This is a genomic window from Neoroseomonas oryzicola, assembly GCF_012163135.1.
In the GTDB taxonomy this organism is placed as follows: Bacteria; Pseudomonadota; Alphaproteobacteria; order Acetobacterales; family Acetobacteraceae; genus Neoroseomonas; species Neoroseomonas oryzicola.
In genome coordinates this window covers 476359-501450 of the sequence record NZ_JAAVUP010000004.1, presented here as the reverse complement: position 1 = coordinate 501450, position 25092 = coordinate 476359, and the positions used below count along the sequence as shown (strand labels likewise).

The following is a 25092-nucleotide window of genomic DNA, read 5'->3' as shown; positions in this document are numbered from 1 at the left end:
CTACGATCGCTGCGCACACACCTTCTTCAGCGCCATCACCCTCGCCGCCACCGTCACCTTCTGGCTCGGTCAATGAGTCCTGAGCCTAGCTTCGACAAGGGCGTGCTGAGCGTCACGCTGACGCGGCCGCCCGAGGCGAAGCCGGCGACGAACCGCATCCCGATCGGTGGCGCCAAGCCGGCGGGTTGAGCACGCCGTCAGCCGGTCGCCGGGATCGCCCGGCCGCCGGCGAGGCGCAGGATGCGCGTCGGGCGCTCCACGCCGATCAGGTGGTGGAGGATGAGGATGACGCTGCGGCCGGCGGTGGCCTCGTCCAGCGTCTGAAGGAAGGCGCGTTCGGTATCAGCGTCGAGGCCGGCGGCAGGTTCGTCGAGGATCAGCACCGAGGCCGGCGACAGCAGCGCGCGCGCGAGCGCCAGTCGCCGTCCCTGGCCGCCCGAGAAGCGTGTGCCGGCTTCGCCGCACAGCGTCTCCAGCCCATCCGGCAGGGAACGGACGAGATCCCCGATCTGCGCCCGGTCGAGCGCTCGCCAGAGTTCCGCATCCGTCGCGCCCGGCGCAGCGAGACGCAGGTTCGCCGCGATGGTGTCGTCGAACAGGCGCGCATCCTGGGTCAGCCAGGTGATGCGGCGGCGGACCTCGGCGGCCGGAAGCGTCGCGATGTCGACCCCGCCGAGGGTGATCCGCCCGGCCTGCGGCGCGGCGAATTTCAGCAGCAGCGCGGCGAGCGTGGACTTGCCGGTGCCGGACGGGCCGAGCAGCGCGATGCGGGCGCCTTCGGGCACGTCGAGTTCGAGGTCATCGAAGACCAAGCCGCGGTCATCGGCCCAGGCGAAGCGCAGGCCCGTTACCTTGAGGGCGCGGCCGGACGGCGCGGCGGCGGGGGCGGGCGGATCGGGCACGGGTTCCGGCGTGTCGGCAGCTTCGAAGAGACGACGCGCACCCGCGCCGGCGGCGGCGAGGGAGGCCCCGGCGCGCGGCATGAGGCCCAGCGCCTCGGAAGCCGCGATGGCGAGGAAGACCGCCATCAGCCCGGCGGTGGCGCCGGCCGCACCTGCCGTGATGGCCCAGCCCAGGCTGCCGAGCAGCGCGGCCTGGACGAGCAGCGAGCCGACGGCGCCGCCCATCGCCGCGCGGCGCGACAGCGCCCGCTGGGCGGCAGCGAGGCCCGCGCCCTCCGCGGCGACGCGCGCGGCGGCGCGGGATTCGCCGTTCGCGGCGAGGGTGTCTTCGATGCCGGTCAGCGGGTCGACCACGGCGGCGCGGAGCGCGCCCTGGGATTCGGCGGCGGCCTCCCCGGCACGGGCGGCGGCGGGGGCGAGCAGCAGCGGCAGCAGCAGGGCCGCGACCAGAGGCAGGGCCAGGATGGCGGCAAGCGCGGGTTCCGCCCCGCCGATGACCAGCGCCAGCGACAGCACGACGGCGAGCGCGGCCGCGCCGGGCACGATCACGCGGAGATACAGGCCGTCGAGCGATTCGACGTCGGCCACCAGGCGCCCCAGCAGGTCGCCCGCCTGGCGCAGGCCAAGGCCAGTGGGCAGGCGCTCGGCGAGGCGCGAGAAGAACCAGACGCGCATGTCGGCGAGCGCGCGGAAGGTCGCCTCGTGCGTGACCAGGCGCTCGAGGTAGCGCGCGACGGGCCGGAACAGCATGACCGGGCGCAGCCAGAGCAGGGCCGCGAGCGCGCCGCCCGACAGAAGCACGGCGCCGGTCTGGCCATGCGCGACGGCGCCGGCGACGACGCGCCCGGCGAGTGCCAGCAGCGCGACGCCCGCCAGCGCCGAGAGCGCGGCCACCAGCAGGCCGCCGACCAGCCAGACGCGCCGCGTCTGCCACAGGCCGAGGACACGGAAGAGGTCGCGCCGCATCAGTTCCCCGCCATCCGGTCGGAGATCGCACGACCGCCCGACATTTCCAGCACCCGGCCGAAATAGCCGCGCGCCGCCCGCGCATGGGTCGCGACGATCGCGGTGCGCCCGACGCAGAGCCGTCGCAGCGCGTCGAGCACGGCAGCCTCGGTGCCCGGGTCGAGGTGGGAGGTGGGCTCGTCGAGCAGGACCAGGGGTGTGTCGCGCAGGAAGGCGCGCGCCACCGCGACGCGCTGCGCCTGACCGCCGGACAGGCCGAAGCCGCCCTCCCCCACCAGCGTGTCGAGGCCCTGTGGCAGCTCGGCGGCGAAATCCATCACCTGGGCGGCGCGGGCGGCGGCCTCGATGGCGGCGGCGTCGGCGTCGGGGCGGGCGAAGCGGATATTGTCGCGGATGGTGGCGCGGAAGATGTGCGCGCGCTGGCCGACATAGGAGGAGAGGCGGCGAAGTTCGGCGGGCTTCAGCAGGGTGATGTCGTGGCCGTTGATGGCGACGCGCCCGCCATCGGGGCGGCGGAAGCCCATCAGGATGCGCAGCACGCTGGTCTTGCCGGAGCCCGAGGCGCCGGTCAGCAGCAGCGTCTCGCCCGGCAGGACGCGGAAGGAGAGGCCGTCCAGCGCGGGCGGGCGGGATGGGTCGTAGGTCAGCCGCACCTCATGGAAGGTCACCGTGACCTTGGGCGGAATTTCCTCGAGCAGCAGGCCGGCGGGCTCCTCGCCCTCAAGCAGCGGCGCGAGGTCGGCGGCGGCGCCGCGGGCGGCCAGCTGCTCGTGATAGGCCGCGGCGAAGGCGCGCAGCGGCTGGAAGAAGACCGGCACGGCCAGCAGGGTGAACAGCGCCGCGACCGGGGCCGGATGCGTGCCGGCGACGAGGTGCCCGTGACGGTAGGCAAGCGAGGCGATCGCCGTCGCCGCGATCAGTTCCATCGCGCCCGCGGAGAGGAAGGCGACGCGCAGCACGCGCATGGTGCGGGCGCGCAGTTCCTCGGCGGCTTCGCGCAGGCGGCCCGCTTCCGCGGCCTGCTGGTTGAACAGCACGAGGGTCGGCAGGCCGCGCATGCGGTCGAGGAAGCGGCCCGACAGGCGCTGCAGCGCGGCGAACTGCCGGCGGCTGGCCGCGCCGGCGCCGATGCCGCTCATTGCCTGGGCAACCGGGACCATGATCCCGGCGCCGAGCAGGATCAGGCCGCTGACCGGGTCGGCCACGGCGACCGCGCCGGCGACCAGCAGGGGGCCGAGGACCGCCAGCGCCGCGGCGGGAAGCCAGCGGGCGAAATAGCCTTCCAGGGCCTCGACGCGCTCGACGACGAGCGCGCTCTTTTCGCCGACCGCGCGGTCATCGGCTGGGCCGGCGGCGAGCAGGCGGCCGAAGGCGGCGGCGCGGAGTCGGGCCTTGGCATCCTCGCCCGCCGCGACCTGGGTGCGTTCCTGAGCCACGCCGAGGGCGGCCATCAGCAGGGCGAGGACCGCCGCCGCGGCGAGGTCGGCCCAGCCGGCATCGGCCCGGCCGAGCAGGGTCGCGAGCAGGCGGGCGATGAGCCAGGCCTGGGCGACGCCGCAGGCGGCGATGCCGAGGCCGAGCAGGATCGGAGCCAGGAGGCGGGCGCGCTCGGTGCGCGCTTCCCGGCGGAGGAGCTGCGCGGCACCGGCCTCCACGCCCCGCGGAGGGGAAGCCATGCCGCTCTCTTAGGCGAAAGCCCGCCGGGCCGCCACGGCCCCCGTCTTGCTGGAATGGCAGGTCAGCCCCATCAGGGGCGTTGCAGGAGAGACGCGATGCTGCCGACCCACGGGCGATACGACTACCACCCTTGGCCGACTCGACAGGCCTATGCCTGGCCGGGGGAGGCGCGGCTCGCGGTCTATCTCGGCGTGAACCTCGAGCATTTCGCCTTCGGAGAGGGGCTCGGGGCGGAACTCGCACCCGGCGGGCCACAGCCGGACGTGCTGAACTTCGCCTGGCGGGACTATGGGAATCGCGTCGGCGCCTGGCGGCTGATCGAGCTGCTCGACGAATTCGCCCTGCCGGCGACGGTGCTGCTGAACAGCGCGATGTACGACTACGCCCCTTCCCTGGTCGCCGCCCATCGCGCGCGGGGGGACGAGATCGCGGGGCATGGGCGGACCAATTCCGAGCGGCAATCCGTCCTGCCGGAGGCGGAGGAGCAGCGCCTGATCGCCGAAAGCACGGCGGCGATCCTGCGCCACGAGGGCCAGGCGCCGCGCGGCTGGCTTTCCCCCTGGATCGCCGAGAGCCGCACCACGCCGGACCTGCTGGCCGAGGCCGGCTACGCCTACACGCTCAACTGGTGCGCCGACGATGCGCCGATCTGGATGCGGACACGGGGCGGCAGGCTGCTCGCCATCCCCTACCCGCAGGAGGTCAACGACATCCCGGCCATCGTCGCGCGCAAGGACGGCGCGGCGCAGTTCGCCGACATGATCGTCGACGATCTCGAGGAACGGCTGCTCCAGGTGCGCGACGGGCTGCCGCAGGTGATGGGCATCGCGCTGCATCCCTACCTGGTCGGCCAGCCCTACCGGCTGCGCCAATTGCGCCGGGCGCTCGCGCATCTTTCGGCGCGGCGCGGCGTTGTCTGGATCACCACCGCGGGCGGCGTGCTGGACCACGTAAGGACCCTGCCGCCCGGAACCATACCGGGAGACTGACATGCGCCTTGCAATCGCCGCCCTCGCCCTGCTCGCCGCCGCCTGCACGACGGAACCCGGTCCCGGCACGCCGCGGACGGTCGGCGCGGTAGACCTGCAGCGCTATGCCGGGACCTGGCACGAGGTGGCGCGCTTCCCGACCTCCTTCCAGGACAATGCGCGACTGCGCTGCGTGGACGTGACCGCGACCTACACGCTGCGGCCGGACGGCAAGGTGGGCGTGGTGAACCGCTGCCGGAACGCGCTCGACAATGGGCAGGAGAAGGTCGCGAACGGCGTCGCCTACAGCGCGGCGCCGGGCAACGACCGGCTGCGCGTGTCGTTCTTCTGGCCCTTCTACGGGGATTACTGGGTGATCGGGCTCGACCCCGACTATCGCTGGGCCGTGGTCGGGGCGCCCGAGCGCGACTACCTCTGGATCCTGTCGCGCGATGCGGCGATGGCGCCGGCCGACTACACCGCGGCGGTCGCGATCGCGCGGCGCGAGGGCTTCGACGTCAGCCGCCTGCGCCGCAGCACGCCCTGACGCCGGGCGACAGGGGATCGACCCTCGTCGCTTCGATGGCCGAACCGTCGTTCGCGCGCTGACGGCCAACCGGACCAGGGCGCGGTGCCCCGGTGGCCGAAGGCCGCACCCTTCGCGACCTGCTGCGACGCCGCCTCAGCGGCCGCGCGCGTCCATCAGCACCACGTCGAAGGCGCCGGCGCCGCCGCCGATGACCGAGGCGCGGAGGAACAGGTTCCCCTTGCGCTCCGCCGGGACCACGAGGCGCGAGGCGAGGCCGTCCCCGCCATCGTCGTCCTCGGCGAGGACGCGGCCCGATTCGTCGATGATCTCGAGGACGGTGTCGGTGCCGTCACGCAGGTTCTGGGTGACCGCGACATGATCCCCGGGCGGCAGGCGGAAGACGGCGGCCTCGCCGCGGCGCAGGCGCACCGGGATGCGGACGCCGCGCTCCAGCACGGGCGCGGCCGTTGCCTGGGCGATCGAGAGCGGCACCGGCGCGCCTTCCGGCTTGTCGGCCTCCACCACGAGGTCGAAGCCGCCGGTCGCATCGCCCAGCAGGCTGGCCCGGATGAAGAGCGGCCGGCGCTCGCTTGCCGGCACCTCGAGCCGCGAGGCGAGGCCGCCGCCCCCGTCGTCGTCGTCCGCGATTTCCTGCCCCTCGGCGTTGAACAGCGAGAGGACGGTGTCGGCGCCGCGGCGGAGGTTGCGGGTCAGCACCGCGATGTCGCCCTCCGGCAGGCGGTAATAGGCCGCCTGGCCGCGGCGGAGCAGCAGGGCGACGGACTGGCCGACCTCCAGCGCCGGGGCGTTGGCGGCCTCGCGCAGGCTGCGCGGAAAAGGCGGCGCGGCGGGGGTGGTGTCGGGCAGGACCACCAGTTCGAAGGTGCCGGTGGCGCCGCCGATCGAGCGGGCGCGGAGGAAGACCGGGCGGCGCTGGCCGGCCGGGATCTCGACGCGGGAGGCGAGGTTCTCCTCGCCGCTGTCGTCGTCCTCGGCGATGTCGCGGCCATTGGCGTCGAGCAGCGCGAGCGTGGTGTCGGTGCCTGGCTGCAGGGCGCGGGTCAGGGCGACCAGGTCCTGCCGGGCGACGGGGATGCGGAAATAGGCCTCCTGCCGGCCGCGGAGCGTGACAGGGACGGGCTGGCCCACGATCAGTTCCGGTCGCGTGGCGGCCTCGGCGAGGGTCCGGGCGGGGGCGGAGGGATCGACCGGCGGCGCGGCCTCGAGCAGCAGTTCGAAGCGACCCGCGGCGTCCTCCAGGATGCCGACGCGCAGGTAGAGCGGCCCGCCCTGGTCGGCCGCGACCTCGAGCCGCGAGGCGAGGTTCTCGTCGCCGCCATCGTCGTCCTCGGCGAGGATCCGCCCCTGGGCGTCGAGCAGCGCCATGACGGTGTCGGTCCCGCGCGCGAGGCGGCGGGTCTGCGCGACGATGTCGCCGCTGCCTTCGGGCAGCCGGAAGAAGGCCGACTGGCCCGGGGCGAGATCGACATCGACGGTCGCGCCCAGGGTGAGCGGCGCCAGGATCGCGGCGTCGGCGAGGTCGAGGGCGAAGGGGGCCGCGGGGCTTGCCTGCGCCGTGACCGCCGGCGGCGCCGCGCGTTGGGCGAGGGACGGCGGCGCGGCGAGCATGGCCGCGCCCATCAGCGCGAAGCCGGTGCGACGGAGCGCGCGAATCCGACGGTCGGTCTGGTCGTGCATCCTCGCGGCATCCCTCGTCTGGCGCGGGGAAGGGCTAGCCCCCGCGCGCGAAGCCGGTCAACCGCGGGCCCGAGTCTCAGCCGAGTTCGAAGCTGGTGATGCCATAGATGTGCGCGAGCGGCAGGTCCGGCGCAGGGCCGACATACATGCGCGCGGTCTCGAAGGCCGGCGCCATGCCGGCGGCGACAGCCATGGCGACGGCGTCGGCATTGGGCTCGGGCAGGTCGATGAAGACCGGGCCGGCGGGCGCGGCGGCGAGCAGCCCGGCGAACAGCGCGCGCGCGGCCGCGGGGGTTTCGGCGAAGAGGGGGCCGATCTTCGATCCGTGCCGGCAGGGGCGCAGGACGGCGTAGCCCTGCAGGCCGGCAGGACCGGTCGCCGCGAGGGCGACATGGCCGGGCGCGGCGATCCAGGCGCGCAGAAAGGAGTCGCGCGGCGCGGGGAAGAACCGGCGGTCGAAGGCGGCGAGCGTCGTGAAGGGAATCGCGGCGAGCGGGACAACCGGCGGCGCATCCGCGACCCGTGGCGCGACGGGCGCGGCCACGCCGTAGCGGACGTTGCGATGGACCAGGGTGAAGCCGGATTTCCGGTAGTTCGCCTGCTGCGCCACCACGCCGTCGAGGCCGACCACGCCCGGCTGCAGTCGCGCCATCGCCGCCCGCCACAGAGCCAAGCCATGGCCGCGGCCGCGGAATTCGGGCCGCACGATGTAGAAGCCAAGGAAACCGAAGCCGCCCGGATAGCGCACGGCCGAGACGCAGCCGGCCGGCACGCCGTCGACCTCGCCGACCAGGAAGCCGTCCGGGTCCGCGGCGTGGAAGCATTCGGCGTCGGCGAGGCCGGGATTCCAGCCCTCCGCGGCGGCCCAGTCCAGCGCGAGGGCCAGGTCCTCGCGCGTCATGGTGCGAATCTGCATCAATGCATCACGTCGCCGCCATTCGGCGACAGGCAGGCGCCGACATAGAAGTCGCCGCCGGGCCCGGCGAGCATGAGCGCGGTGGCGGCGATGTCCTCGGGGCGGCCGAGCTTACCGGCGGGCAGCGCCGCCTCGATCGCGGCGCGCCATTCAGGGCCGCGGGACCGGGTGAGGTCGGTGTCGACCGGGCCCGGGGCGATGCTGTTCACGCGCACGCCGCGCGGCGCCGCTTCAAGCGCGAGGGAGCGGGTGAAGGACAGGATCGCGCCCTTCGCCGCCGTGTAGGGCGTCAGGTTGGGCGAGCCCTTGAAGGCGAGTTGCGAGGAAATGGTGATGATCCGCCCCCGCCCGCGCGCCGCCATGCCGGGATAGACCGCCTGGGCGGCCACGACCGTGTGCATGAAATGGACGTCGAGGATGCGGCGGAAGGTCTCCTCCGGCAGCGTCTCGAAGGCGCCGCGCAGGTTCATCCCGGCATTGGTGACGAGGATGTCGGCGGGGCCGAGCGCGGCTTCGGCGGCCGCGACAAAGGCGCGCAGCCGTGCGGTGTCGGCGACGTCGAGCGATTCGGCATGGCAGCGGCGACCGAGCGCGCTGACCTCCGCGACGACGGCCGCCGCGCCTTCGGCATCGTCGAGGTGGCAGAAGGCGACGTCGGCGCCGGCGCGGGCGAAGGCGCGCACGATGGCCGCACCGATGCCACGGCTGCCGCCGGTGACGATCGCGACCTGGCCGGCGAGGTCGGTCATGCACGCTTCTCCTGTTGCTGCGCCCGAATCCATCGCGCATCGGGGGCGGGGCGGCAACGGCGCGCATGGCGTCGGCGGCGACCCTGCGGCAGCATGGCGCCCGCCTGCCGGAGGAACGACATGGACGACGCGGCGCCCGCACCCGGCGCGATCCAGGACATCTTGCATCGCGGCGTGCCACTCGCCGCAGCCTGGGGGATCGAGGTGGTCTCGGCCGCCGGCGGCAGCGCGGTGTGCCGGCTGCCCTGGCGGGAGGAATTGCTGCGGCCGGGCGGGACGGTCTCGGGGCCTGCGCTGATGGGGCTTGCGGATGTCGCGATGTGGGCGGCGCTGCTGGGGGAGACCGGCGGGCGGGACGAGAGCCTCACCTCGAGCCTGTCCATCCACTTCCTCCGACGGCTCGATCCCGGGCCGGTGCTGGCCGAGGCCCGCGTGCTGAAGCGCGGTCGGATCATCTTCGGGGAGGTGATGATCCGCACGGAAGGCGCCGAAGCCATCGCGGCGCACGTCACGACGAGCTGGGCCTCGGTGACGCGGCGGGGATGATCAGCGCTTCGGCGCGCCCCAGGCGATGAAGGGGCCGTTGCGCCAGCCGGTCGCGGCCTTGCCGTAGCGGAAGGGATCGCCGTCCGGGGTGACGACAGCGCCACCGGCTGCGGCGAGCACGGCCTGCCCGGCAGCGGTGTCCCATTCCATCGTCGGACCGAAGCGCGGATAGACGTCGGCCTCGCCCTCCGCGACCAGGCAGAATTTGAGCGAGGAGCCGACCGAGCGCAGCCCGGCGATGGGCCGGTCGGCGAGGAAGGCGTCGGTCGCGGCATCCCGGTGGGACCGGCTGGCGACGGCGACGAGACCCTCCTCCCCCGGGTGGCGGCAGCCGATCGGCCGGGGCGCGGCATCGCCATGGGCGGCCTCGGCCCCTGCGCCGAGCGCTCCGAGCCAGAGCCGGCCCAGCGCCGGGGCGTAGACCACGCCGGCGACCGGCACGCCGTCCTCAATCAGGGCGATGTTCACGGTGAACTCACCGTTCCCTGAGAGAAACTCCCGCGTGCCATCGAGGGGATCGACCAGGATGAAGGGACACTCCGGCGCGGCGGCTGCGAGGGCAGCGTCTTCCTCCGAGATGACGGGGAATTCGGGGCAGCAGGCCCTGAGGCCGTCCAGGATCGCCTCATGCGCCGCGAGGTCGGCCGCCGTCAGCGGGCTGCCATCGGCCTTCTGCTCGGCCGTCGCGGTCCCGTAGATCGCCATGATGCGCGCCCCGGCTTCCCGCGCGACGGCCACGAAGCGCCGGGCCAGGTCCTGTCGCATCTCGGGGGTGGTTCGCATCGTCTCGGTCGTCCGTCTCGGGCAGGGCGCGGAACTTGCGCAATGCCGGGCGCCATGGGAAGACCCGGACGATGCCGGAAAGACATTGAAACCCGGCAAATTCCGCCCGTGAGGGATCCTTGACCATCGCCAGCCCACGATCCCCGCTCACGCCGCACCTCGCGCGGCTGGAAGCGGAATCCATCGCCATCATCCGGGAGGTCGCGGCCTCCTTCCGCAAGCCGGTGATGCTCTACAGCATCGGCAAGGATTCCGGCGTGATGCTGCACCTGGCGCTGAAGGCCTTCGCACCGGGCAAGCCGCCCTTCCCGCTGATGCACATCGACACGACCTGGAAGTTCCGGGAGATGATCTCCTTCCGCGACGCCATGGCGAAGCAGGTCGGGATGGAGCTGCTGGTCCACACCAATCCGGACGGGATCGCGCGCGGCATCAATCCGATCGCCTCGGGGTCCGCGCTGCATACGCAGGTGATGAAGACCGAGGCGCTGAAGCAGGCGTTGGACAAGTTCGGCTTCGACGCGGCCTTCGGCGGGGCGCGACGCGACGAGGAGAAGTCGCGTGCGAAGGAACGCGTCTTCTCCTTCCGAGGGCCGGGCCATTCCTGGGATCCGCGCGCGCAGCGGCCGGAGTTGTGGTCGCTGTTCAACACGCGCATCCGCGACGGGGAGAGCATCCGCGTCTTCCCGCTGTCCAATTGGACCGAATACGACGTGTGGGACTACATCCTCGCCGAGGACATCCCGGTCGTGCCGCTGTATTTCGCGAAGCCTCGGCCGGTGGTGAAGCGGTCGGGCACCTGGATCATGGTGGATGACGAGCGCCTGCCGCTCGAATCGGGCGAGACGCCCGAGATGCGCATGGTGCGCTTCCGCACCCTCGGCTGCTATCCGTTGTCGGGCGCGGTCGAGAGCACGGCGGCGAACCTGCCCGACATCATCGCGGAGATGCGCGCGGCCAGGACCTCCGAACGCCAGGGCCGCCTGATCGACACCGACGAGGACGCGTCGATGGAGAAGAAGAAGCGCGAGGGATACTTCTGACATGGCCGCCCCCGCGCAGCACGAGCTTCTCCGCTTCCTCACCTGCGGGTCGGTCGATGACGGCAAGTCGACGCTGATCGGGCGGCTGCTCTACGACAGCCAGCTGATCTTCGAGGACACGCTCGCAACGATCGCAAAGGACAGCCGCAAGCACGGCACGACGGGCGAGGACATCGACCTCGCGCTGCTGGTGGACGGGCTCGAGGCCGAGCGGCAGCAGGGCATCACCATCGACGTCGCCTACCGCTTCTTCGCGACGCCCCGGCGATCCTTCATCGTCGCCGACACGCCGGGGCACGAGCAGTACACGCGCAACATGGCGACGGGCGCGTCGAACGCGTCGCTCGCCGTCATCCTGATCGACGCGCGCAAGGGCGTGCTGACGCAGACGCGGCGGCATTCCTTCATCTGCTCGCTGCTCGGCATCCGCGACATCGTCGTCGCGGTGAACAAGATCGACCTGGTGAACTTCGACGAGGCGACCTTCGATCGCATCGTCGGCGACTATGTGACCTTCGCGGCCGAGCTCGGCTTCCGCTCCATCGTGCCGATTCCGATCAGCGCGCGCTTCGGCGACAACGTCACCGCGAAGTCGGGCAATACGCCCTGGTATCACGGGCCGACGCTGCTCGCGCATCTCGAGGGCGTGGACGTCTCGCAGGACCTGTCCGCGAAGCCCTTCCGCTTCCCGGTGCAATGGGTGAACCGGCCGAACCTCGATTTTCGGGGCTTCGCCGGAACCATCGCGAGCGGGACCGTAGCACCTGGCGACCAAGTGGTGGTCGCGGCCTCGGGCAAGGCGACGCGCGTCGCGCGCATCGTCACCGCCGAGGGCGACCTCGACCGCGCCGAGGCGGGCCAGGCGGTGACGCTGACGCTGGCGGATGAGGTCGATGTCGCGCGCGGGGACGTGCTCGCTCGGCCCGCCGAGCGCCCCGCCGTCGCGGACCAGTTCGCCGCGCACCTGCTCTGGATGGATGAGGAGCCGATGCTGCCGGGGCGCGGCTACCTCATGCGCATCGGCAATGTCTGGACGCCCTGTTCCGTCACCTCCATCCGGCACCGCGTGGACGTGAACACGCTCGAGCAGCACGCGGCGCGGCGCCTCGCGCTGAACGAGATCGGCTTCTGCAACTTCTCCGCCGGCCAGGCGGTGCCCTTCGATCCCTATGAGGAGAACCGGGCGACCGGCGCCTTCATCCTGGTCGACCGCTTCACCAACCGCACCGCCGGCGCGGGGATGATCGCCTATCCGCTGCGGCGGGCGTCGAACATCCACCAGGAACACTTCACCATCGACAAGGCGTCGCGCGCGGCGCTGACGGGCAACCGGCCGATTGTGCTGTGGTTCACCGGCCTGTCGGGGTCGGGCAAGTCGACCATCGCGAACATCGTGGAGCAGGCCCTGCACCGCGCCGGGCGCGCGACCTATGCGCTCGACGGCGACAACATCCGCCACGGGCTGTGCCGCGACCTCGGCTTCACCGCCGAGGACCGCGTCGAGAACATCCGCCGCGTCGGCGAGGTCGCGAAGCTGATGGTCGATGCGGGGATGATCGTGATGTGCTCCTTCATCTCCCCCTTCCGGGCGGAGCGGCGGATGGTGCGCGACCTGCTCGGGGCCGGCGAATTCGTCGAGGTCTTCGTCGACACGCCGATCGAGGATTGCATCGCGCGCGACCCGAAGGGCCTCTACGCCAAGGCGCAGGCCGGGCAGATCAAGAACTTCACCGGCATCGACAGCCCCTACGAGCCGCCCGAGGCTCCGGAGCTGCACATCCGCACCGCGGGCCGCGCGCCCGAGGATTGCGCGGCGGAGGTACTCGAGAAGCTGCGCGCCGCCGGCGTCAGGTGCTGACGGAAGGCCAGGCGAAAGGCACGTCCGGGTCGCCCGCATAGGGGTCCGGCCCGTCGGCGAGCAAGGCGGCGAGGCGCAAATCGGCCGCGCGGGCGATGATGCCGAGCTGCCGCCGCCAGAAGGACAGCAGCTCCGCATCCGGCGCCGCGCCCGCCATGGCCTGGTCGAGCCAGCGGCCGAAGGCGCGCGGCAGCTCGCCGACGAGGCGCAGCACCAGCAACTCGTCGCGCGGCGAAAGACCGATGCCGGGGCGCCATGCGCCATCCGCCGTGAGGCCCGCGGTGACGGTGCCGCCGCCCGGCGCGCCGAGGGCGAGTTCCGCGCCCCCTGCCCCGGCCTGGATCGCGAAGGCGAGGTGCGGCTGTGGCGTCGGGCCGAGGCGCGCGCCGTCGAGCCGCAGGTCGAGCAGCCGCGCCTCGCCCTGGCTGCGGAAGGAGATCCAGGGCTTCCCGGCGGCGACCGGAAGCCGCTCGGCCAGGAAGCGGCGGCCGGCGATGAGCGCGGCGGATTCACGCGCAGGCGCGGGGCCGTCTTCGGCGGACTCGATCGTCAGCGTCGAGAGCCGGAAGCCGACGCCGCGCATCCGCTCGCCCGGCGCTGGCAACTGCGTGATGCGGTCGGCGAGGAACCAGAATTCCAGCGGTCCCGCCCCCTCGGCCGCGGCCGCGTCCCAGGCGAAGTCCAGCACGCCGAAGGCGCCAAGGCGCCGCGGCGCGGCCGCGAGGCGTTGGCCATTCAGGAAGACCGCGACATCCGGGATCGCCTCGCCGGGGTCGAGCACGATCTGCGCCTCGCCGCGCCCCGCCCCGGGCGGGGCCGCCACGCGCAGCACCGAAAAGCGCCCCGGCCCCGACCAGCGGAAGCCGACGGCGTCGCGCATGGCGGGCTCGTGCCAGCCGCTGCCGTCGATCGCGAAGACGAGGTCGTGGACGGCGCGCCGCCGCCAGGGTCCGGTTGCCATGGTCCTCAATCCAGCCGCAGGGCCTCCCGCTCGGCGAGGCGCACGACCTCGAGCCCGAAGCGGGTACCGGCGACGGTGATCATCTCGGCCACGGGATAGCCTTCCTCCTCGCGCGAGGCGATGGCGAGCAGCAGGTCGGCGACCGCCTCGGCAACCGGGCCGAGGCCGAGGGCCCCGAGCGCCGCCCGCCGCGGCGCGAGATGCGCCATCAGCACCCGCAGCGCGCGCCGCCAGCCCGGCTGGTTCCAGGCGGCCTTGTGGGCCAGGTGCCGGATGCCGTCGCAGCGCACCGCGCGGACCGGCAGGCCGCGCAGGAGCGCGTCGAGTACGATCCAGTAGTCCCACCACGGCACGCCGAAGGCGAAGCCGGTCAGGTCGATGCGCTGCGCCATCGCGGCCGGCATCAGCACCAGGTCGTAGCCGTAGCGATAGGCCGCGCCCTCGGCCTGCGCGGCGTGCTGCACGTCCATGCGGTTGCAGGCGAGCATCGCCTGGCGCGCCTCGGCGGCCAGCGCCGCGCGGCGGGTGGCATCGAGGTCGAGGCGGATATCGGCGTTCACCAGGCCCACGACCGGCGCGCCGGTCGCGACCGCCTGGCGCAGCGCGTCGCCGACCCAGGCGCCGGGGCGGCCATAAGCCTCGGCGACGCCGGGTTCGGCGGTGCGGCGTTCGATGGTCTCGGGCAGGTTGGCGAGGCTCGCGGATTCCTCAGCCGGGTTCACGGTGAGGATGCGCCAACCCGGGGCGGGCCAGGAGGCGATGCAATCCTGCCGCCAGATGGCGCCCGCCTCGGCACCGCCCGGCCCCGGGCGCTTCATGCCCGGCGGGATGGAGGTCGCGAGGGCGACCTCAGTCGCGGGCATCGAGCCGGCGCAGCTTGGCGACATTCCAGGCGATGCCGATGGCGCGGAAGGCATGGCCCGGAATGGTGCGCAGCCGCGTCTCGACCGGCGCGGCGATGTCCTTCAGCGACGTGCCGTTGCTCGCCTTGGCGAGCTCGCGCCCGAGCGCGATGCCAAGCGCGACGCCGCGGCCGTTGCAGCCGGTCCAGGACAGCACGCCGGGGGCGAGTTCGTAGACATGCGGCATGCGGTCCGCCGTGCCGGCGACATAGCCCCACCAGACGTAGTCGAAGGTGACCTCGCCGATCTGCGGGAAGACGCGGCGGACGCGGTCGGTGATGCGGGCGCGGATGCGGCTGTCCCAGCCGAGGGGCACGATCAGCCCGCCGCCGGTGACGAGCCGGCCATTCGCATCGAAGCGGTAGAAGTAGAGATCCCCGCGCGTGTCCGAGAGCGCATGGCCTTCCGGCAGGATGGTCTTGCGGATGTTGTCCGACAGGACCGAGGTGGCCATCTGGTAGGAGCGCACCGGCACGATGGTGCGCTTGAGGCCCGGCCAGAAATCGCCGGTATAGGCGTGGGTCGCGACGATGACGCGATCGGCCGCCAGCGTGCCGCCCGGCGTCCTCACCTGCCAGCCGGCGGGGCCCTTCTCGATGCCGGTGACGGGGCTCGCGGTGTGGATCACCGCCCCGGCGCGGATGGCCGCGGCTGCCATGCCCCGCGCCAGGCCGAGCGGGTTGATCCGCCCGCCCGTCGCATTGCCCCAGCCGCCGAACCAGTGGTCGGTGCCGGTCAGTGCCGCCATCTCGGCGCGCGAATACATCCGCACCGGGGCGCCGCGGCGGCCCCATTGTTCGGCGCGGGATTCGGACAGGCGCAGGCGGCCCTCGCGATGGGCAGGCTGGATCCAGCCGTTCTGCACCGCCTCGGCGTCGATGCCGTGCTTGCGGATGAGGTCGAAGGTCAGGGCCGCGCTGTCGCGGATCAGGCCGACCAGTTCCTCGCCCTTGTCGCGCCCGCCATGTTCGGGCGCCACGGCGGCGACGATCTGGTCGGGATCCAGGCGCGAGAGCGTCGGGATGACCTGGCCGTTGTTGCGGCCGGAGGCGCCCCAGCCGATCTCCGCGGCCTCGAGCACGGTCACGGGCACGCCAGCCTCGGCCAGGTGCAGCGCGGCCGACAGGCCGGTGAAGCCGCCGCCCACCACGACGACGCCGGTGCGCGCGTCGCCGGCAAGCGCCGTGGTCGGCGGCGCCGGCGGGGCGGTCGCGGCCCAGAGGCTCGGCGGCATCGGGGGGGAGATCGCGTTCATGCCGTCTTCCTACCCGTGAACAGCACGGCGGCCAGCATCCCGCCCACCGCCAGCGACGCGCCCATCCCCTGCAGCCAGGAGAGCGGTTCGTGCAGCACGAGGGCAGCGAGCAGCAGCGCGGTCACGGGCACCATGATCGAGAGGGTGGCGGCGCGCGTCGGTCCTAGCAACTCCACCGCGCGCGCATAGAGGAACATCGCGAGCGCCCCGAGCACGATGCCCTGCATGGCGAGGTGCAGCAGCAGCGACCCGGTCGGCAGCGCCAGCACCGTCGCGGCGCGCCACGGCAGCCAGATCGGCAGTACGGCGAGTGCCGAGACGATCGTCACCGCCGCCGTCGCGGGAATGGCCGGCACCTGCCAGCGGCGCAGCAGCAGGGTGAAGACCGCCCAGGTGCCGCCGGCCAGCAGCAGCAGTAGGTCGCCCCGCCAGGCACCGGGATGCGCGCCGGCAACGCCGTCCCAGCCGATCATCAGCACGCCCGCGGCCATGACGCCGAGGGCGGCCGCGCGGCCGGGGCTCGGCTTCTCGCCGATCAGCGGCACGGCGAGGACAGCGCCGGCGATCGGCACCGTCATCGGCGCGATGGTCCCGCCATGGGAGGCCGGCGCATAGACCAGCGCGGAGAGGAAGAGCAGCAGGTTCGGCGTACCGCCGAAGAAGGCGAGCACCGCCAGCCGCCGCAGCCCGATCCGCGCGAGCGTGTCCCGTGCCGCCCAGGCGAGCGGCGCCAGCAGCAGCGCGGCCGGCACGTAGCGGAACGTCGCCAGGTCGAGCGGGTGAAAGCCCTGCCCCGCCAGCGCCGGCCGCGCGACGACAGCATGCCCGCCCCAGATGAGCGACGAGGCGACGCCAAGCGCGAGGCCGAGCAGGATTTTCGGATTCATCGCCGCCACCCTGCCCTGTCGACGCGCGCCGCGAAACGGCGCCGCGGCGCGGGGCAGGCATGAAGCCGCAGGTCAGGCCGCGTGGATGCGGTTCAGATCCGTGCAGAAGCGGGCGTAGGGCAGGCCGTAGGCATGGATCGAGATCGCCGTCTCGGTGCCGAGGTTGGCCAGACGGTGGATCGCGTCCGGCCGCGCCGGGCCGAAGGTGATGTCGCCCGGGCGCCGCATCGCGATGCCGGAGAGCACGGGCGGTTCGCCCGGTTCGTAGAAGGTCTCGGTCAGGATGCCGCGGTGCACGCCGACGGCGCACCATGCCTTGTGACCATGGACGGGGGACATCTGGCCGGGGCGCCAGACCAGGGCGGCGACCGCCCATCCTTCCTCGGCGTCCTCGTGCAGCAGGTGGCGGATGTAGGTCTCGGCCCTGCAGGGACAGTCGCGGCCGAGCAGCAGCATCGGGTCGGCGGCAAAGCGGCCGATGACCTCGGCAACCGCGGCGGAAGGGTCGTCCCTCGCCGTGCGAAGGGCGGCGGAGATGCCGTCGGTCATGGCATCGAGGGCGCTGCGGGCGGCGATGACGTTCATGCGCGGATCCTGCGGGCGGACCGGCGGTGAGCCGGAGAACGCGTCTTTCGCCGCACCCTATCCGGGGAGAGAATTCTTCTTCAAGTCTTTTGTTGTAGGAAAACTCCAACCCCCACGAACCCTGCCCAAGGATTCCGCATCTCTACGGGCTACCTGCCCATTGCCTGGGCCCTGAAACGCAAAACGCCGGGACCCGAAGGCCCCGGCGCTGCCAGGCGACGATCCGAGGAACGGATCAGCGGCTGTAGAATTCGACGACCAGGTTCGGTTCCATCTGGACCGGGTAGGGCACGTCCGAGAGCTTCGGCGCGCGGAGGAACTTGCCGCGCATCGCGCGGTGGTCGACCTCGATGTACTCCGGCACGTCGCGCTCGGCGGACTGGGCGGCGTCGAGCACGGCCACGAGCTGCTTCGACTTCTCCTTCACCTCGATCTGGTCGCCGTCCTTCACGAGGTAGGAGGGGATGTTCACGCGCTTGCCGTTCACGGTCACATGGCCGTGGTTGACGAACTGGCGGGCTGCGAACGGCGTCACCGCGAACTTCATGCGGTAGATGACGGCATCCAGCCGGCGCTCCAGGATCTCGATCAGGTTCTCCGAGGTGTCGCCCTTCCGGCGGACCGCTTCCTCGTAGTACTTGCGGAACTGCTTTTCGCCGATGTTGCCGTAATAGCCCTTCAGCTTCTGCTTCGCCATCAGCTGCACGCCGAAGTCGGTCGGCTTCTGCTTGCGGCGCTGGCCGTGCTGGCCGGGGCCATACTCGCGCTTGGCGATCGGGGACTTGGCGCGGCCCCAGAGGTTCACGCCGAGGCGGCGGTTGATCTTGTACTTGGATTCGGCGCGCTTGGTCATGCGCTGCACCCCGCCGCGTTGTGCGTGCGGGCCTTCTTACTGTGCCCCGGAGGGCTGTTGTCCCGGTAGGCCTGGGCCCAGGCTGGGCGAAGGCGGGCGCAGGCCCCGAAGGCCTGTCCACGTTCCCGGAAGGTGGCGGTCGTCTAGAGGTGCGGGCCGGGCTTGTCAAACCAAGGCCTTGGCCCCTACTCCGCCGCCATGGTGACGCGATCGGACATCCTGGTGCTCGGCCTCACGGCGGGCGTGGTCGGCAGCCTGGTGGGCGGGCTGATGCTCTATGCGGGGCTTGCCCTGGTGCTCAACGGCAATCATGCGGGGTGGATCCTGGCGCTGCCGGCGGCGCCGGCGGGCGGCGGGCTCGGGCTGCTGCTGGCGCGGAAGCTGGCGGCCAAGCTGTAACGCGGGACGGGGCTTCGCCCCGAGACCCCACCAGGGCTCTGCCCTGGACCCACCAAGGGCCTAAGGGCCCTTGGAACCTGGTACCTGCCACGGCGGCGACGGGTCGTCCTTGTCCAGGCGGCCGCGGCGCATGCGGCCGCGGGAGAGTTCCGTGACCACGCCATGGAGGGTGCGGAGCTCCTGTTCCGTGACCTCGCCGCGCTGGAACCAGTGGCGCAGGTTGCGGACCATCCCCGGGCGCTTTTCCAGGTTGTCCAGGAAGCCCGTCGCGTCGAGCTCGGCGACCAGACGGTTCAGGAAGCCCTCGAGCTCGCCTTTCGTCGCGACGCGCGTCTCGTTGGTCATCAGGGCGCGCGGGGGGGTCGTCTCGGCCGCGGTCCACCACTCATAGGCCAGGATCATCACCGCCTGGGCCAGGTTGAGCGACATGTGCTCGGGGTTCAGCGGATAGCGGACCAGCGTGTCGGCGCAGGCCATGTCCTCGTTCTCGAGGCCTGCGCGCTCCGGCCCGAACAGCACGGCGGCCCGCAGGTTGCGCGCGGCGATCTCGCGGAGGTCCTCGGCGGCGGCGCGCGCGGTGCGGACCGGGACCACCACATGGCGCGGGCGCGGGCAGGTCGCCATCACGCGGTGGCAGTCGGCAACGGCCTCCGCCACCGTGTCGAAGACCTGCGCCGCATCCAGGATCGCATCGGCACCCGAGGCGGAGGGATAGGCGTCGGCCTGCGGCCAGCCGTCGCGCGGGGCGACGATCCGCAGGTGGAAAAGGCCGCCATTGGCCATGGCGCGCGCCGTCGTGCCGATGTTGCGCGCCATCTGCGGGCGCACCAGCACGATGATGGGGCTCTCGCCCGCCGGCGGCGTCAGCCTCGCCCGCCCGTCCTTCCGCCCGCCGGTCATCGCGGCTGGGTGCGGGCGAGGAAGGCGCGCAGCTGCGCGATCTCCGCCTCCTGCGCGCGGATGATGTTCTCGGCGAGCGCGCGCATCTCCGGGTCGGAGCCATGGCGCAGGACGACGCGGGCCATGTCGATGGCGCCCTGATGATGCGGGATCATGCCGGCGGCGAAGTCGCGATCGGCATTGCCCGTGTAGCGGATCGCCATGTCGCGATGCATGCGGTCCGACGCGGCGCGGTACTCGCGCGTCGAGGCCGGTTCCTGCGCGGCGGCCGCGGCTGGTGCGCCGTGGCCCTGGTGGGATTGCTGCGCGAGGGCGGGCAGCGCGACCAGGGCGGCGGCGAGGGCAAGGACAGGACGGATCATCTGCGTTTCTCCCGGCTGGCGTGGACCGGGTGGAGAGATGGGGTTTCCCACAATGGGAAGGTCAAGCGCGCCGCCAGGTGGTCCCGCCGGCGCCGTCCTCCAGCACGATTCCCTTGGCCTTGAGGTCGTCGCGGATGCGGTCGGCCTCCGCCCAGTTCTTCGCCTTGCGGGCGGCGAGGCGGGCGGCGATGGCGGCCTCGACGTCAGCGGCGTCGTCGCCCCCACCCTGCAGCCAGGCGGCGGGATCGCCGGTGGCGACGCCGAGCACGGCGGCGGCCTCGCGGAAGGCGGCGGCGGCCACGCCCGGCGCGGGCGGCGCGGCCAGGCCCGCGCGTTCCATCGCGACGGCGGGCGAACCGCCGACGGTCACCGCGTTCTCGAGGGTGCGCAGGTCGCGCAGGCGCGCGAGGGCGAGCGGCGTGTTCAGGTCGTCGAGCAGCGGCGCGATGACCCAGTCGGCGAGGTGCGACGCCGCGCTGCCGCCGGGCGCGGCCGGCGCGCGCGACAGCATGGCGTAGTGGTCGTCGAGCTCAGCCTTGGCCTCGCGCAACGCCTCCATCGTGAAGTCGAGCGAGGCCCGGTAATGCGTGCGCAGCAGCAGCAGGCGGAAGGCCTCGCCGGCCCATGGCCCCTCGGCGAGGATGTCGCGCACGGTGCGGAAATTGCCGAGCGACTTCGACATCTTCTCGCCGTCGACGAGCAGCATGCCGTTGTGCATCCAGTAATGCGCGAAAGCATGGCCCGGGAAGGCACAGACGGATTGCGCCACCTCATTCTCATGGTGCGGGAAGATCAGGTCGTGTCCGCCGCCGTGGATGTCGAATTCCTCGCCGAGATGCTTCCACGACATCGCGGAGCATTCGATGTGCCAGCCCGGGCGCCCACGGCCCCAGGGGCTGTCCCAGCCAGGCGTGGCGTCGTCGGAAGGCTTCCACAGCACGAAATCGCCGGCATCGCGCTTGTAGGGCGCGACGTCGACGCGCGCGCCAGCGAGCAGTTCGTCCGGCGTGCGGCCCGACAGCTTCCCGTAATCTCCGAAGGAGGGGACGCTGAACAGGACGTGGCCATCGGCCGCATAGGCATGGCCGTTTGCGATCAGGCGCTCGATCAGCGCGATCATCTCGGCGATGTGGCCGGTCGCGCGGGGCTCGACATCCGGCGGCAGGGCGCCGAGGGCGGCCATGTCGCGGTGGAAATCGGCGGTGGTGCGGGCGGTGATGGCCGAGATCGGCTCACCGCTGTCGCGCGACCGCGCGTTGATCTTGTCGTCCACGTCCGTGATGTTCCGGACGTAGGTGACCTTCGGGTAGAGGCGCCGCAGCAGCCGTGCCAGCACGTCGAACACCACGACGGGGCGCGCGTTGCCGAGATGCGCGAGGTCGTAGACCGTCGGGCCGCAGACATACATCCGCACATGGGCCGGATCGATCGGCTGGAACCGGCGCTTCGTGCGCGCGGCGCTGTCGTGGAGGAAGAGGTCGGTCATGGCGGTCCGTCGTCGGCGGAGGTCGGGGGCGTCGTGCAGGCGCGCGGGGAAGCATCTTCCCCGGACGAGCGGTTCAGCGACAGAGCGCGGGCGCGCGGAGCCTGGACGCGGACATGGCTTGCTTATGGCGCGGAACCCGCGCCCAGTTCAAGCGCCGGCTGACAGGCGCAACCGGAACGCCGCCCTTTCCCGCCCGATCAGCGGCAGCAGGGTGCCGAGGTCGGGGCCCTGCTCCTCACCGGTCAGGGCCAGGCGCAGCGGGTGGAACAGTGCCTTGCCCTTGCGGCCGGTGGTGGCCTTCAGGGCCTCGGTCCAGGCGCGCCAGGTGCCGGCGTCCCAGGGTTCGGGCGGCAGGGCAGCGAGGGCCGCGGCGAGGAAGTCGTGCTCCCCCTCCTGCACCGGCGGGATGATCGTGCCGCGGACGATCTCGAACCAATGGCGGGCTTCCCGCATCAGGTCGAGATTGCCGCGGATGGCGAGCCAGGCGGCCTCGTCCGCGCCCTCGGGCAGGCGGGCGCGGATGGCGTCGAAGGGGGCCTCGTGCAGCACGCGGCGGTTCAGCGCCAGCATGTGCCGCGTATCGAAGCGCGCCGTGGCGTGGGAGGTGCGGGCGATGTCGTAGCCCGGCGCGAGGTCGCGCGGCATCCCCGGCACCGGATCGGCGGAGGTGCCGAGCGCGGCGAGGTAGCCCACCAGCGCCGCCGGCTCGATCCCATCCTTGCGCAGGTGGCGCAGCGAGATGGAGCCGAGGCGCTTCGACAGGGCGCCGCCTTCCTCATCCGTCAGCAGCGGCAGGTGACCGAAGGCGAGCGTCGCGGGATCCCCGCCCAGCGCCTCGAAGAGGTCGAGCTGGATGCCGGTGTTGGTGACGTGGTCCTCGCCGCGGATGATGTGCGTCACACCCATCTCGAGGTCGTCGACGACCGAGGTGAAGGTGTAGAGCGGCGAGCCGTCGGCGCGGACCAGCACGGGGTCGGAAATGGCGCTGAGCTTCACGGTGCGGTCGCCGAGCACCAGGTCCCGCCAGCCGACCGAGCGCATCGACAGCCGGAAGCGCCAATAGGGCTGCTTGCCATTGGCGATGGCGCGCTCGATCTGCTCGGGCGTCATCTTCAGCGCCTCGCGGTCGTAGATCGGCGGGCGGCCCTCGCGGCGGCGGCGCTCGCGCTTGTAGGCGAGTTCCTCCTCGGTCTCGAAGCAGGGGTAGAGGCGGCCGGAGGCCTTCAGTTTTTCCGCGGCGGCGGCGTAGCGGTCGAGCCGGTCGGACTGCGCGACGCGCTCATCCCAGTCCAGGCCGAGCCAGCGCAGGTCCTCCTCGATCGCTTGGGCGAATTCGGGCTTGGAGCGTTCAAGGTCGGTGTCGTCCAGGCGCAGCACGAAGGCGCCGCCGTGGTGGCGCGCGAAGAGCCAGTTGGCGACCGCCACGCGGGCATTGCCGACATGGAGAAGGCCCGTCGGCGACGGGGCGAAGCGGAGTTTCATGCGGAGGGATCGAGCGCCTGGTAGTCGGTGTCCGCCTTGCGGGCGGCGGGATTGGCGATGCAGTGGGCGAGCCAGGCCTGCAGGTCGAAGCCTGGCGCGATCGCGTATTCGCCGAAGGAGAGGTAGGCGTCGCGCAGCGCCTCGGGCGACGCGTATTCGCCGCGAAGTCCCTCGATCTGGTCGCGCACGAAGCGGCGGGCGTATTCGGCCGCCGCTTCAGCCGTGCGGAAGCCGTCGACCGACCATTCCTCGTCGGGGTCCTGGTAATGCGCGAAGTCGCCGCAGAGGACGGAATGGCTCACGCCTCGTCCTCCTCCTCGTCGTCGTCCTCGTCCTGGCGGGGGTCGAGGACGCGCCAGTTGCGCTCCTCGGCGTCGCGCACCGGCGTGTCGGCGAAGTCCTTGAGTTCCGACCGGCTCACCCAGGCATCGTCGCCGGCGCCGAGCACCTCGGCATCCTCGCCATAGGCGAACCAGGCATCGAGCGTCGCCTTCGCATCGGCGCCCGGCGCGCGGCAGCGTTCGACGGAATCGCGCACGTAGCGGCGCGCGAAGGCGTTGGCGTGCTCGATGCTGATGAAGCCGGTCACCGTTTCGACCGGATCGGAACCGTTGGCGCCGGACATGTCCATGATCTGCACGGCGAACTCGCCGCGCGGGAAGACCTCGGCTTCGAATTCCCCGCTCATTTCACCAGCGCCGTGAAGCCGTTGGTGATCGGGTAGCGGCGGTCGCGACCGAAGGCGCGGGCAGTGATCTTCACGCCGGGCGGCGCCTGGCGGCGCTTGTATTCGGCACGGTCGAGCAGCTTCCACACGCGCAGCACGGTCGGGCGGTCGAAGCCCTCGGCGACGAGCGCATCGACCGACTTCTCGCCTTCGACCAGCCCCTCGAGGATGGCGTCCAGCACCTCATAGGGCGGCAGGCTGTCCTGGTCCTTCTGGTTCGGTCGCAGTTCCGCCGAGGGCGGCTTGGTGATGACGCGTTCCGGCATCACCGCGCCAGCGGGCCCGAGCGCGCCATCCGGCACGTTCGCGTTGCGCCAGCGGCAGAGCGCGAAGACCATCGTCTTGTAGACATCCTTCAGCACCGAATAGCCGCCGCACATGTCGCCATAGATGGTGGCGTAGCCGGTCGACATTTCGGACTTGTTGCCGGTGGTCAGCAGCATGTCGCCGAACTTGTTGGACAGCGCCATCAGCGTCACGCCGCGGATGCGCGACTGGATGTTCTCCTCGGTGATGTCCGCCGGGCGGTTGCCGAAGGCGGGCGCGAGCATGGAGGTGAAGGCATCCATCGCCGGCCCGATGCCGATGGTGTCGTAGCGGATGCCGAGCAGGCGCGCGCATTCCGCCGCGTCCTCGAGGCTCTCGCCGCTGGTGTAGGGCGAGGGCATCATCACCGCGCGCACGCGGTCGGGCCCCAGCGCATCGACGGCGACGGCCGCCGAGATCGCGGAATCGATGCCGCCCGACAGGCCGAGCACCACCCCCGGGAAGCCGTTCTTGCCGACATAGTCGCGCAGGCCGAGCACCATCGCCGCATAGACCTGCCCGAGCCGGTCCGGGACCTTCGCGATGGCGCCGGGCTTGCAGACCAGGCGCTCGCCCTCCCGGTGCCATTCGGTCAGTCGCACCTCCTCGGCGAAGGAGGGCATGAGCTGCGCGAGCGAACGGTCGGGATTGAGCACGAAGGAGGCGCCGTCGAAGACGATCTCGTCCTGCCCGCCGACCTGGCCCAGGAAGACGAAGGGCAGGCCGGTCTCGACGACGCGCGTCACGGCGAGCGGCAGGCGCTGCCTCTCGTGCTTGTCGGCCTCGAAGGGGGAACCGTTGATCGACAGCAGGATCTCGGCGCCGGTCTCGCAGAGCGTCTCGGCGACCGTCGGCAGCCACCAATCCTCGCAGACCATCAGGCCGATGCGGAAGCCGCGGAACGGGATCGGGCCGGGCACCGGGCCGGCATCGAAGACGCGCTTCTCGTCGAAGACGCCGTAATTGGGCAGCTCGTGCTTGGCGCGGCGCGCGGCGATGCGCCCGCCTTCGAGGAGGAAGGCCGCGTTGTGCAGCTTGTCGCCGTCCCGCCAGGGGCCGCCGACGATCAGGCCCGGGCCGCCATCGGCGGTCTCGGCGGCGAGCTGCGCGATGATCTCGGCGCAGGCGGCGACATAGGCCGGCTTCAGGACGAGATCCTCGGGCAGGTAGCCGCCGACCGAGAATTCCGGGGTGACCACCAGGTCCGCGCCAAGGCGCGCCCCTTCGGCCCGCGCCACGCGGATGCGGTCCGCATTGGCGGTGAGCGCGCCCACATGGGTGGTATTGATCTGCGCGAGCGCGATCTTCAGCGTGTCGGCCATGATCCGCGGAACCTAGGTATCGCCGGGGTG

Annotated in this window: 25 protein-coding genes; 6 read left to right on the top strand and 19 right to left on the bottom strand. The window is 72.2% G+C overall.

Features of this window, described 5'->3' with window-relative positions; genetic code table 11:
• Positions 1 to 197 precede the first annotated feature (197 nt).
• Together cydC and cydD are read right to left on the bottom strand one after the other, a co-directional pair.
• Positions 198 to 1868, bottom strand: a complete 1671-nt coding sequence (gene cydC, locus GWK15_RS17220; protein WP_168042575.1) for a thiol reductant ABC exporter subunit CydC — start codon at positions 1866 to 1868, stop codon at positions 198 to 200.
• Positions 1868 to 3544, bottom strand: coding sequence for a thiol reductant ABC exporter subunit CydD (gene cydD / locus GWK15_RS17215; protein ID WP_168042574.1), 1677 nt, complete (start codon positions 3542 to 3544; stop codon positions 1868 to 1870). The genes cydC and cydD overlap by 1 nt, the downstream gene beginning before the upstream one ends.
• Before the next feature lie 96 nt (positions 3545 to 3640).
• On the opposite strand from cydD, the gene GWK15_RS17210 reads away from it, so the two are divergent.
• The gene (locus tag GWK15_RS17210; RefSeq protein WP_168042573.1) at positions 3641 to 4534 is read left to right on the top strand and encodes a polysaccharide deacetylase family protein; all 894 of its coding nucleotides are present in this window, start codon (positions 3641 to 3643) and stop codon (positions 4532 to 4534) included.
• A 1-nt stretch (position 4535) separates the two neighbouring features.
• Positions 4536 to 5060 carry a lipocalin family protein gene (locus GWK15_RS17205; RefSeq protein ID WP_168042572.1) on the top strand — a complete coding sequence of 175 codons (525 nt, stop codon included), beginning with the start codon at positions 4536 to 4538 and terminating at the stop codon, positions 5058 to 5060.
• Between the two features lie 135 nt (positions 5061 to 5195).
• Here the strand turns inward: GWK15_RS17205 and GWK15_RS17200 are convergent, their stop codons facing one another.
• From GWK15_RS17200 to GWK15_RS17190, 3 genes are all read right to left on the bottom strand, one after another.
• Positions 5196 to 6740: a hypothetical protein gene (locus tag GWK15_RS17200; RefSeq protein WP_168042571.1), complete on the bottom strand. Its 1545-nt coding sequence runs from the start codon at positions 6738 to 6740 to the stop codon at positions 5196 to 5198.
• Between the two features lie 76 nt (positions 6741 to 6816).
• Positions 6817 to 7641: a GNAT family N-acetyltransferase gene (locus GWK15_RS17195; RefSeq protein WP_245211700.1), complete on the bottom strand. Its 825-nt coding sequence runs from the start codon at positions 7639 to 7641 to the stop codon at positions 6817 to 6819.
• 14 nt (positions 7642 to 7655) lie between these two features.
• Positions 7656 to 8405 (bottom strand): SDR family NAD(P)-dependent oxidoreductase, encoded by a 750-nt coding sequence (locus GWK15_RS17190; RefSeq protein WP_168042569.1) that lies wholly within the window; start codon positions 8403 to 8405, stop codon positions 7656 to 7658.
• 120 nt (positions 8406 to 8525) lie between these two features.
• Between GWK15_RS17190 and GWK15_RS17185 the strand changes: the two genes are divergently transcribed.
• Positions 8526 to 8951: a PaaI family thioesterase gene (locus GWK15_RS17185; protein WP_168042568.1), complete on the top strand. Its 426-nt coding sequence runs from the start codon at positions 8526 to 8528 to the stop codon at positions 8949 to 8951.
• Here the strand turns inward: GWK15_RS17185 and cysQ are convergent, their stop codons facing one another.
• Positions 8952 to 9734, bottom strand: coding sequence for a 3'(2'),5'-bisphosphate nucleotidase CysQ (gene cysQ, locus GWK15_RS17180; RefSeq protein ID WP_245211699.1), 783 nt, complete (start codon positions 9732 to 9734; stop codon positions 8952 to 8954).
• A gap of 119 nt (positions 9735 to 9853) precedes the next feature.
• Here cysQ and cysD point away from each other — a divergent pair, with 119 nt between their 5' ends.
• Both cysD and cysN read left to right on the top strand, forming a co-directional pair.
• The gene (gene cysD / locus GWK15_RS17175) at positions 9854 to 10777 is read left to right on the top strand and encodes a sulfate adenylyltransferase subunit CysD (protein ID WP_168042567.1); all 924 of its coding nucleotides are present in this window, start codon (positions 9854 to 9856) and stop codon (positions 10775 to 10777) included.
• 1 nt (position 10778) lies between these two features.
• The gene (gene cysN, locus GWK15_RS17170) at positions 10779 to 12635 is read left to right on the top strand and encodes a sulfate adenylyltransferase subunit CysN (RefSeq protein ID WP_168042566.1); all 1857 of its coding nucleotides are present in this window, start codon (positions 10779 to 10781) and stop codon (positions 12633 to 12635) included.
• On the opposite strand, the gene GWK15_RS17165 is transcribed toward cysN, so the two are convergent.
• The 6 genes from GWK15_RS17165 to rpsD form a co-directional block, all read right to left on the bottom strand.
• The gene (locus GWK15_RS17165; RefSeq protein ID WP_168042565.1) at positions 12625 to 13596 is read right to left on the bottom strand and encodes a hypothetical protein; all 972 of its coding nucleotides are present in this window, start codon (positions 13594 to 13596) and stop codon (positions 12625 to 12627) included. The two genes, cysN and GWK15_RS17165, sit on opposite strands and share 11 nt — an antisense overlap.
• A 5-nt stretch (positions 13597 to 13601) precedes the next feature.
• Complete coding sequence (locus tag GWK15_RS17160) at positions 13602 to 14459, bottom strand: hypothetical protein (RefSeq protein ID WP_168042564.1); 858 nt, start codon at positions 14457 to 14459, stop codon at positions 13602 to 13604.
• The gene (locus GWK15_RS17155) at positions 14446 to 15753 is read right to left on the bottom strand and encodes an NAD(P)/FAD-dependent oxidoreductase (RefSeq protein WP_168042563.1); all 1308 of its coding nucleotides are present in this window, start codon (positions 15751 to 15753) and stop codon (positions 14446 to 14448) included. Before GWK15_RS17155 ends, GWK15_RS17160 begins: the two co-directional genes overlap by 14 nt.
• Positions 15750 to 16640, bottom strand: a complete 891-nt coding sequence (locus GWK15_RS17150) for a DMT family transporter (protein ID WP_168042562.1) — start codon at positions 16638 to 16640, stop codon at positions 15750 to 15752. The genes GWK15_RS17155 and GWK15_RS17150 overlap by 4 nt, the downstream gene beginning before the upstream one ends.
• 72 nt (positions 16641 to 16712) lie before the next feature.
• Entirely contained in the window at positions 16713 to 17225 is a 513-nt protein-coding gene (locus GWK15_RS17145) for a cysteine dioxygenase family protein (protein ID WP_168042561.1), read from the bottom strand.
• A 235-nt stretch (positions 17226 to 17460) separates the two neighbouring features.
• Positions 17461 to 18078 (bottom strand): 30S ribosomal protein S4, encoded by a 618-nt coding sequence (rpsD, locus tag GWK15_RS17140; protein ID WP_168042560.1) that lies wholly within the window; start codon positions 18076 to 18078, stop codon positions 17461 to 17463.
• Between the two features lie 198 nt (positions 18079 to 18276).
• Here rpsD and GWK15_RS17135 point away from each other — a divergent pair, with 198 nt between their 5' ends.
• Positions 18277 to 18477 (top strand): hypothetical protein, encoded by a 201-nt coding sequence (locus GWK15_RS17135; RefSeq protein ID WP_168042559.1) that lies wholly within the window; start codon positions 18277 to 18279, stop codon positions 18475 to 18477.
• A 60-nt stretch (positions 18478 to 18537) separates the two neighbouring features.
• Here the strand turns inward: GWK15_RS17135 and GWK15_RS17130 are convergent, their stop codons facing one another.
• The 7 genes from GWK15_RS17130 to GWK15_RS17100 form a co-directional block, all read right to left on the bottom strand.
• Positions 18538 to 19377 (bottom strand): RNA methyltransferase, encoded by an 840-nt coding sequence (locus tag GWK15_RS17130; protein WP_168042558.1) that lies wholly within the window; start codon positions 19375 to 19377, stop codon positions 18538 to 18540.
• Positions 19374 to 19739, bottom strand: coding sequence for a CopM family metallochaperone (copM, locus tag GWK15_RS17125; protein WP_168042557.1), 366 nt, complete (start codon positions 19737 to 19739; stop codon positions 19374 to 19376). Before copM ends, GWK15_RS17130 begins: the two co-directional genes overlap by 4 nt.
• A gap of 61 nt (positions 19740 to 19800) precedes the next feature.
• The gene (cysS, locus tag GWK15_RS17120; protein ID WP_168042556.1) at positions 19801 to 21225 is read right to left on the bottom strand and encodes a cysteine--tRNA ligase; all 1425 of its coding nucleotides are present in this window, start codon (positions 21223 to 21225) and stop codon (positions 19801 to 19803) included.
• A gap of 147 nt (positions 21226 to 21372) precedes the next feature.
• Positions 21373 to 22707: a glutamate--tRNA ligase gene (gene gltX, locus GWK15_RS17115; protein WP_168042555.1), complete on the bottom strand. Its 1335-nt coding sequence runs from the start codon at positions 22705 to 22707 to the stop codon at positions 21373 to 21375.
• Positions 22704 to 23009 carry a hypothetical protein gene (locus GWK15_RS17110; protein WP_168042554.1) on the bottom strand — a complete coding sequence of 102 codons (306 nt, stop codon included), beginning with the start codon at positions 23007 to 23009 and terminating at the stop codon, positions 22704 to 22706. The genes gltX and GWK15_RS17110 overlap by 4 nt, the downstream gene beginning before the upstream one ends.
• A complete protein-coding gene (locus GWK15_RS17105; RefSeq protein WP_168042553.1) occupies positions 23006 to 23395 on the bottom strand; it encodes a hypothetical protein in 390 nt (129 codons plus the stop codon). The genes GWK15_RS17110 and GWK15_RS17105 overlap by 4 nt, the downstream gene beginning before the upstream one ends.
• Positions 23392 to 25062, bottom strand: a complete 1671-nt coding sequence (locus GWK15_RS17100; protein ID WP_168042552.1) for an NAD+ synthase — start codon at positions 25060 to 25062, stop codon at positions 23392 to 23394. Before GWK15_RS17100 ends, GWK15_RS17105 begins: the two co-directional genes overlap by 4 nt.
• Positions 25063 to 25092 lie beyond the last annotated feature (30 nt).

What these genes read in the sequence shown, in the direction of transcription:
- cydC (WP_168042575.1), bottom strand. Translation starts at nt 1,868, where the DNA reads ATGCGGCGCGACCTCTTCCGTGTCCTCGGCCTGTGGCAGACGCGGCGC.
- cydD (WP_168042574.1), bottom strand. Translation starts at nt 3,544, where the DNA reads ATGGCTTCCCCTCCGCGGGGCGTGGAGGCCGGTGCCGCGCAGCTCCTC.
- GWK15_RS17210 (WP_168042573.1), top strand. Translation starts at nt 3,641, where the DNA reads ATGCTGCCGACCCACGGGCGATACGACTACCACCCTTGGCCGACTCGA.
- GWK15_RS17205 (WP_168042572.1), top strand. Translation starts at nt 4,536, where the DNA reads ATGCGCCTTGCAATCGCCGCCCTCGCCCTGCTCGCCGCCGCCTGCACG.
- GWK15_RS17200 (WP_168042571.1), bottom strand. Translation starts at nt 6,740, where the DNA reads ATGCACGACCAGACCGACCGTCGGATTCGCGCGCTCCGTCGCACCGGC.
- GWK15_RS17195 (WP_245211700.1), bottom strand. Translation starts at nt 7,641, where the DNA reads ATGACGCGCGAGGACCTGGCCCTCGCGCTGGACTGGGCCGCCGCGGAG.
- GWK15_RS17190 (WP_168042569.1), bottom strand. Translation starts at nt 8,405, where the DNA reads ATGACCGACCTCGCCGGCCAGGTCGCGATCGTCACCGGCGGCAGCCGT.
- GWK15_RS17185 (WP_168042568.1), top strand. Translation starts at nt 8,526, where the DNA reads ATGGACGACGCGGCGCCCGCACCCGGCGCGATCCAGGACATCTTGCAT.
- cysQ (WP_245211699.1), bottom strand. Translation starts at nt 9,734, where the DNA reads ATGCGAACCACCCCCGAGATGCGACAGGACCTGGCCCGGCGCTTCGTG.
- cysN (WP_168042566.1), top strand. Translation starts at nt 10,779, where the DNA reads ATGGCCGCCCCCGCGCAGCACGAGCTTCTCCGCTTCCTCACCTGCGGG.
- GWK15_RS17165 (WP_168042565.1), bottom strand. Translation starts at nt 13,596, where the DNA reads ATGGCAACCGGACCCTGGCGGCGGCGCGCCGTCCACGACCTCGTCTTC.
- GWK15_RS17160 (WP_168042564.1), bottom strand. Translation starts at nt 14,459, where the DNA reads ATGCCCGCGACTGAGGTCGCCCTCGCGACCTCCATCCCGCCGGGCATG.
- GWK15_RS17155 (WP_168042563.1), bottom strand. Translation starts at nt 15,753, where the DNA reads ATGAACGCGATCTCCCCCCCGATGCCGCCGAGCCTCTGGGCCGCGACC.
- GWK15_RS17150 (WP_168042562.1), bottom strand. Translation starts at nt 16,640, where the DNA reads ATGAATCCGAAAATCCTGCTCGGCCTCGCGCTTGGCGTCGCCTCGTCG.
- GWK15_RS17145 (WP_168042561.1), bottom strand. Translation starts at nt 17,225, where the DNA reads ATGAACGTCATCGCCGCCCGCAGCGCCCTCGATGCCATGACCGACGGC.
- rpsD (WP_168042560.1), bottom strand. Translation starts at nt 18,078, where the DNA reads ATGACCAAGCGCGCCGAATCCAAGTACAAGATCAACCGCCGCCTCGGC.
- GWK15_RS17135 (WP_168042559.1), top strand. Translation starts at nt 18,277, where the DNA reads ATGGTGACGCGATCGGACATCCTGGTGCTCGGCCTCACGGCGGGCGTG.
- GWK15_RS17130 (WP_168042558.1), bottom strand. Translation starts at nt 19,377, where the DNA reads ATGACCGGCGGGCGGAAGGACGGGCGGGCGAGGCTGACGCCGCCGGCG.
- copM (WP_168042557.1), bottom strand. Translation starts at nt 19,739, where the DNA reads ATGATCCGTCCTGTCCTTGCCCTCGCCGCCGCCCTGGTCGCGCTGCCC.
- cysS (WP_168042556.1), bottom strand. Translation starts at nt 21,225, where the DNA reads ATGACCGACCTCTTCCTCCACGACAGCGCCGCGCGCACGAAGCGCCGG.
- gltX (WP_168042555.1), bottom strand. Translation starts at nt 22,707, where the DNA reads ATGAAACTCCGCTTCGCCCCGTCGCCGACGGGCCTTCTCCATGTCGGC.
- GWK15_RS17105 (WP_168042553.1), bottom strand. Translation starts at nt 23,395, where the DNA reads ATGAGCGGGGAATTCGAAGCCGAGGTCTTCCCGCGCGGCGAGTTCGCC.
- GWK15_RS17100 (WP_168042552.1), bottom strand. Translation starts at nt 25,062, where the DNA reads ATGGCCGACACGCTGAAGATCGCGCTCGCGCAGATCAATACCACCCAT.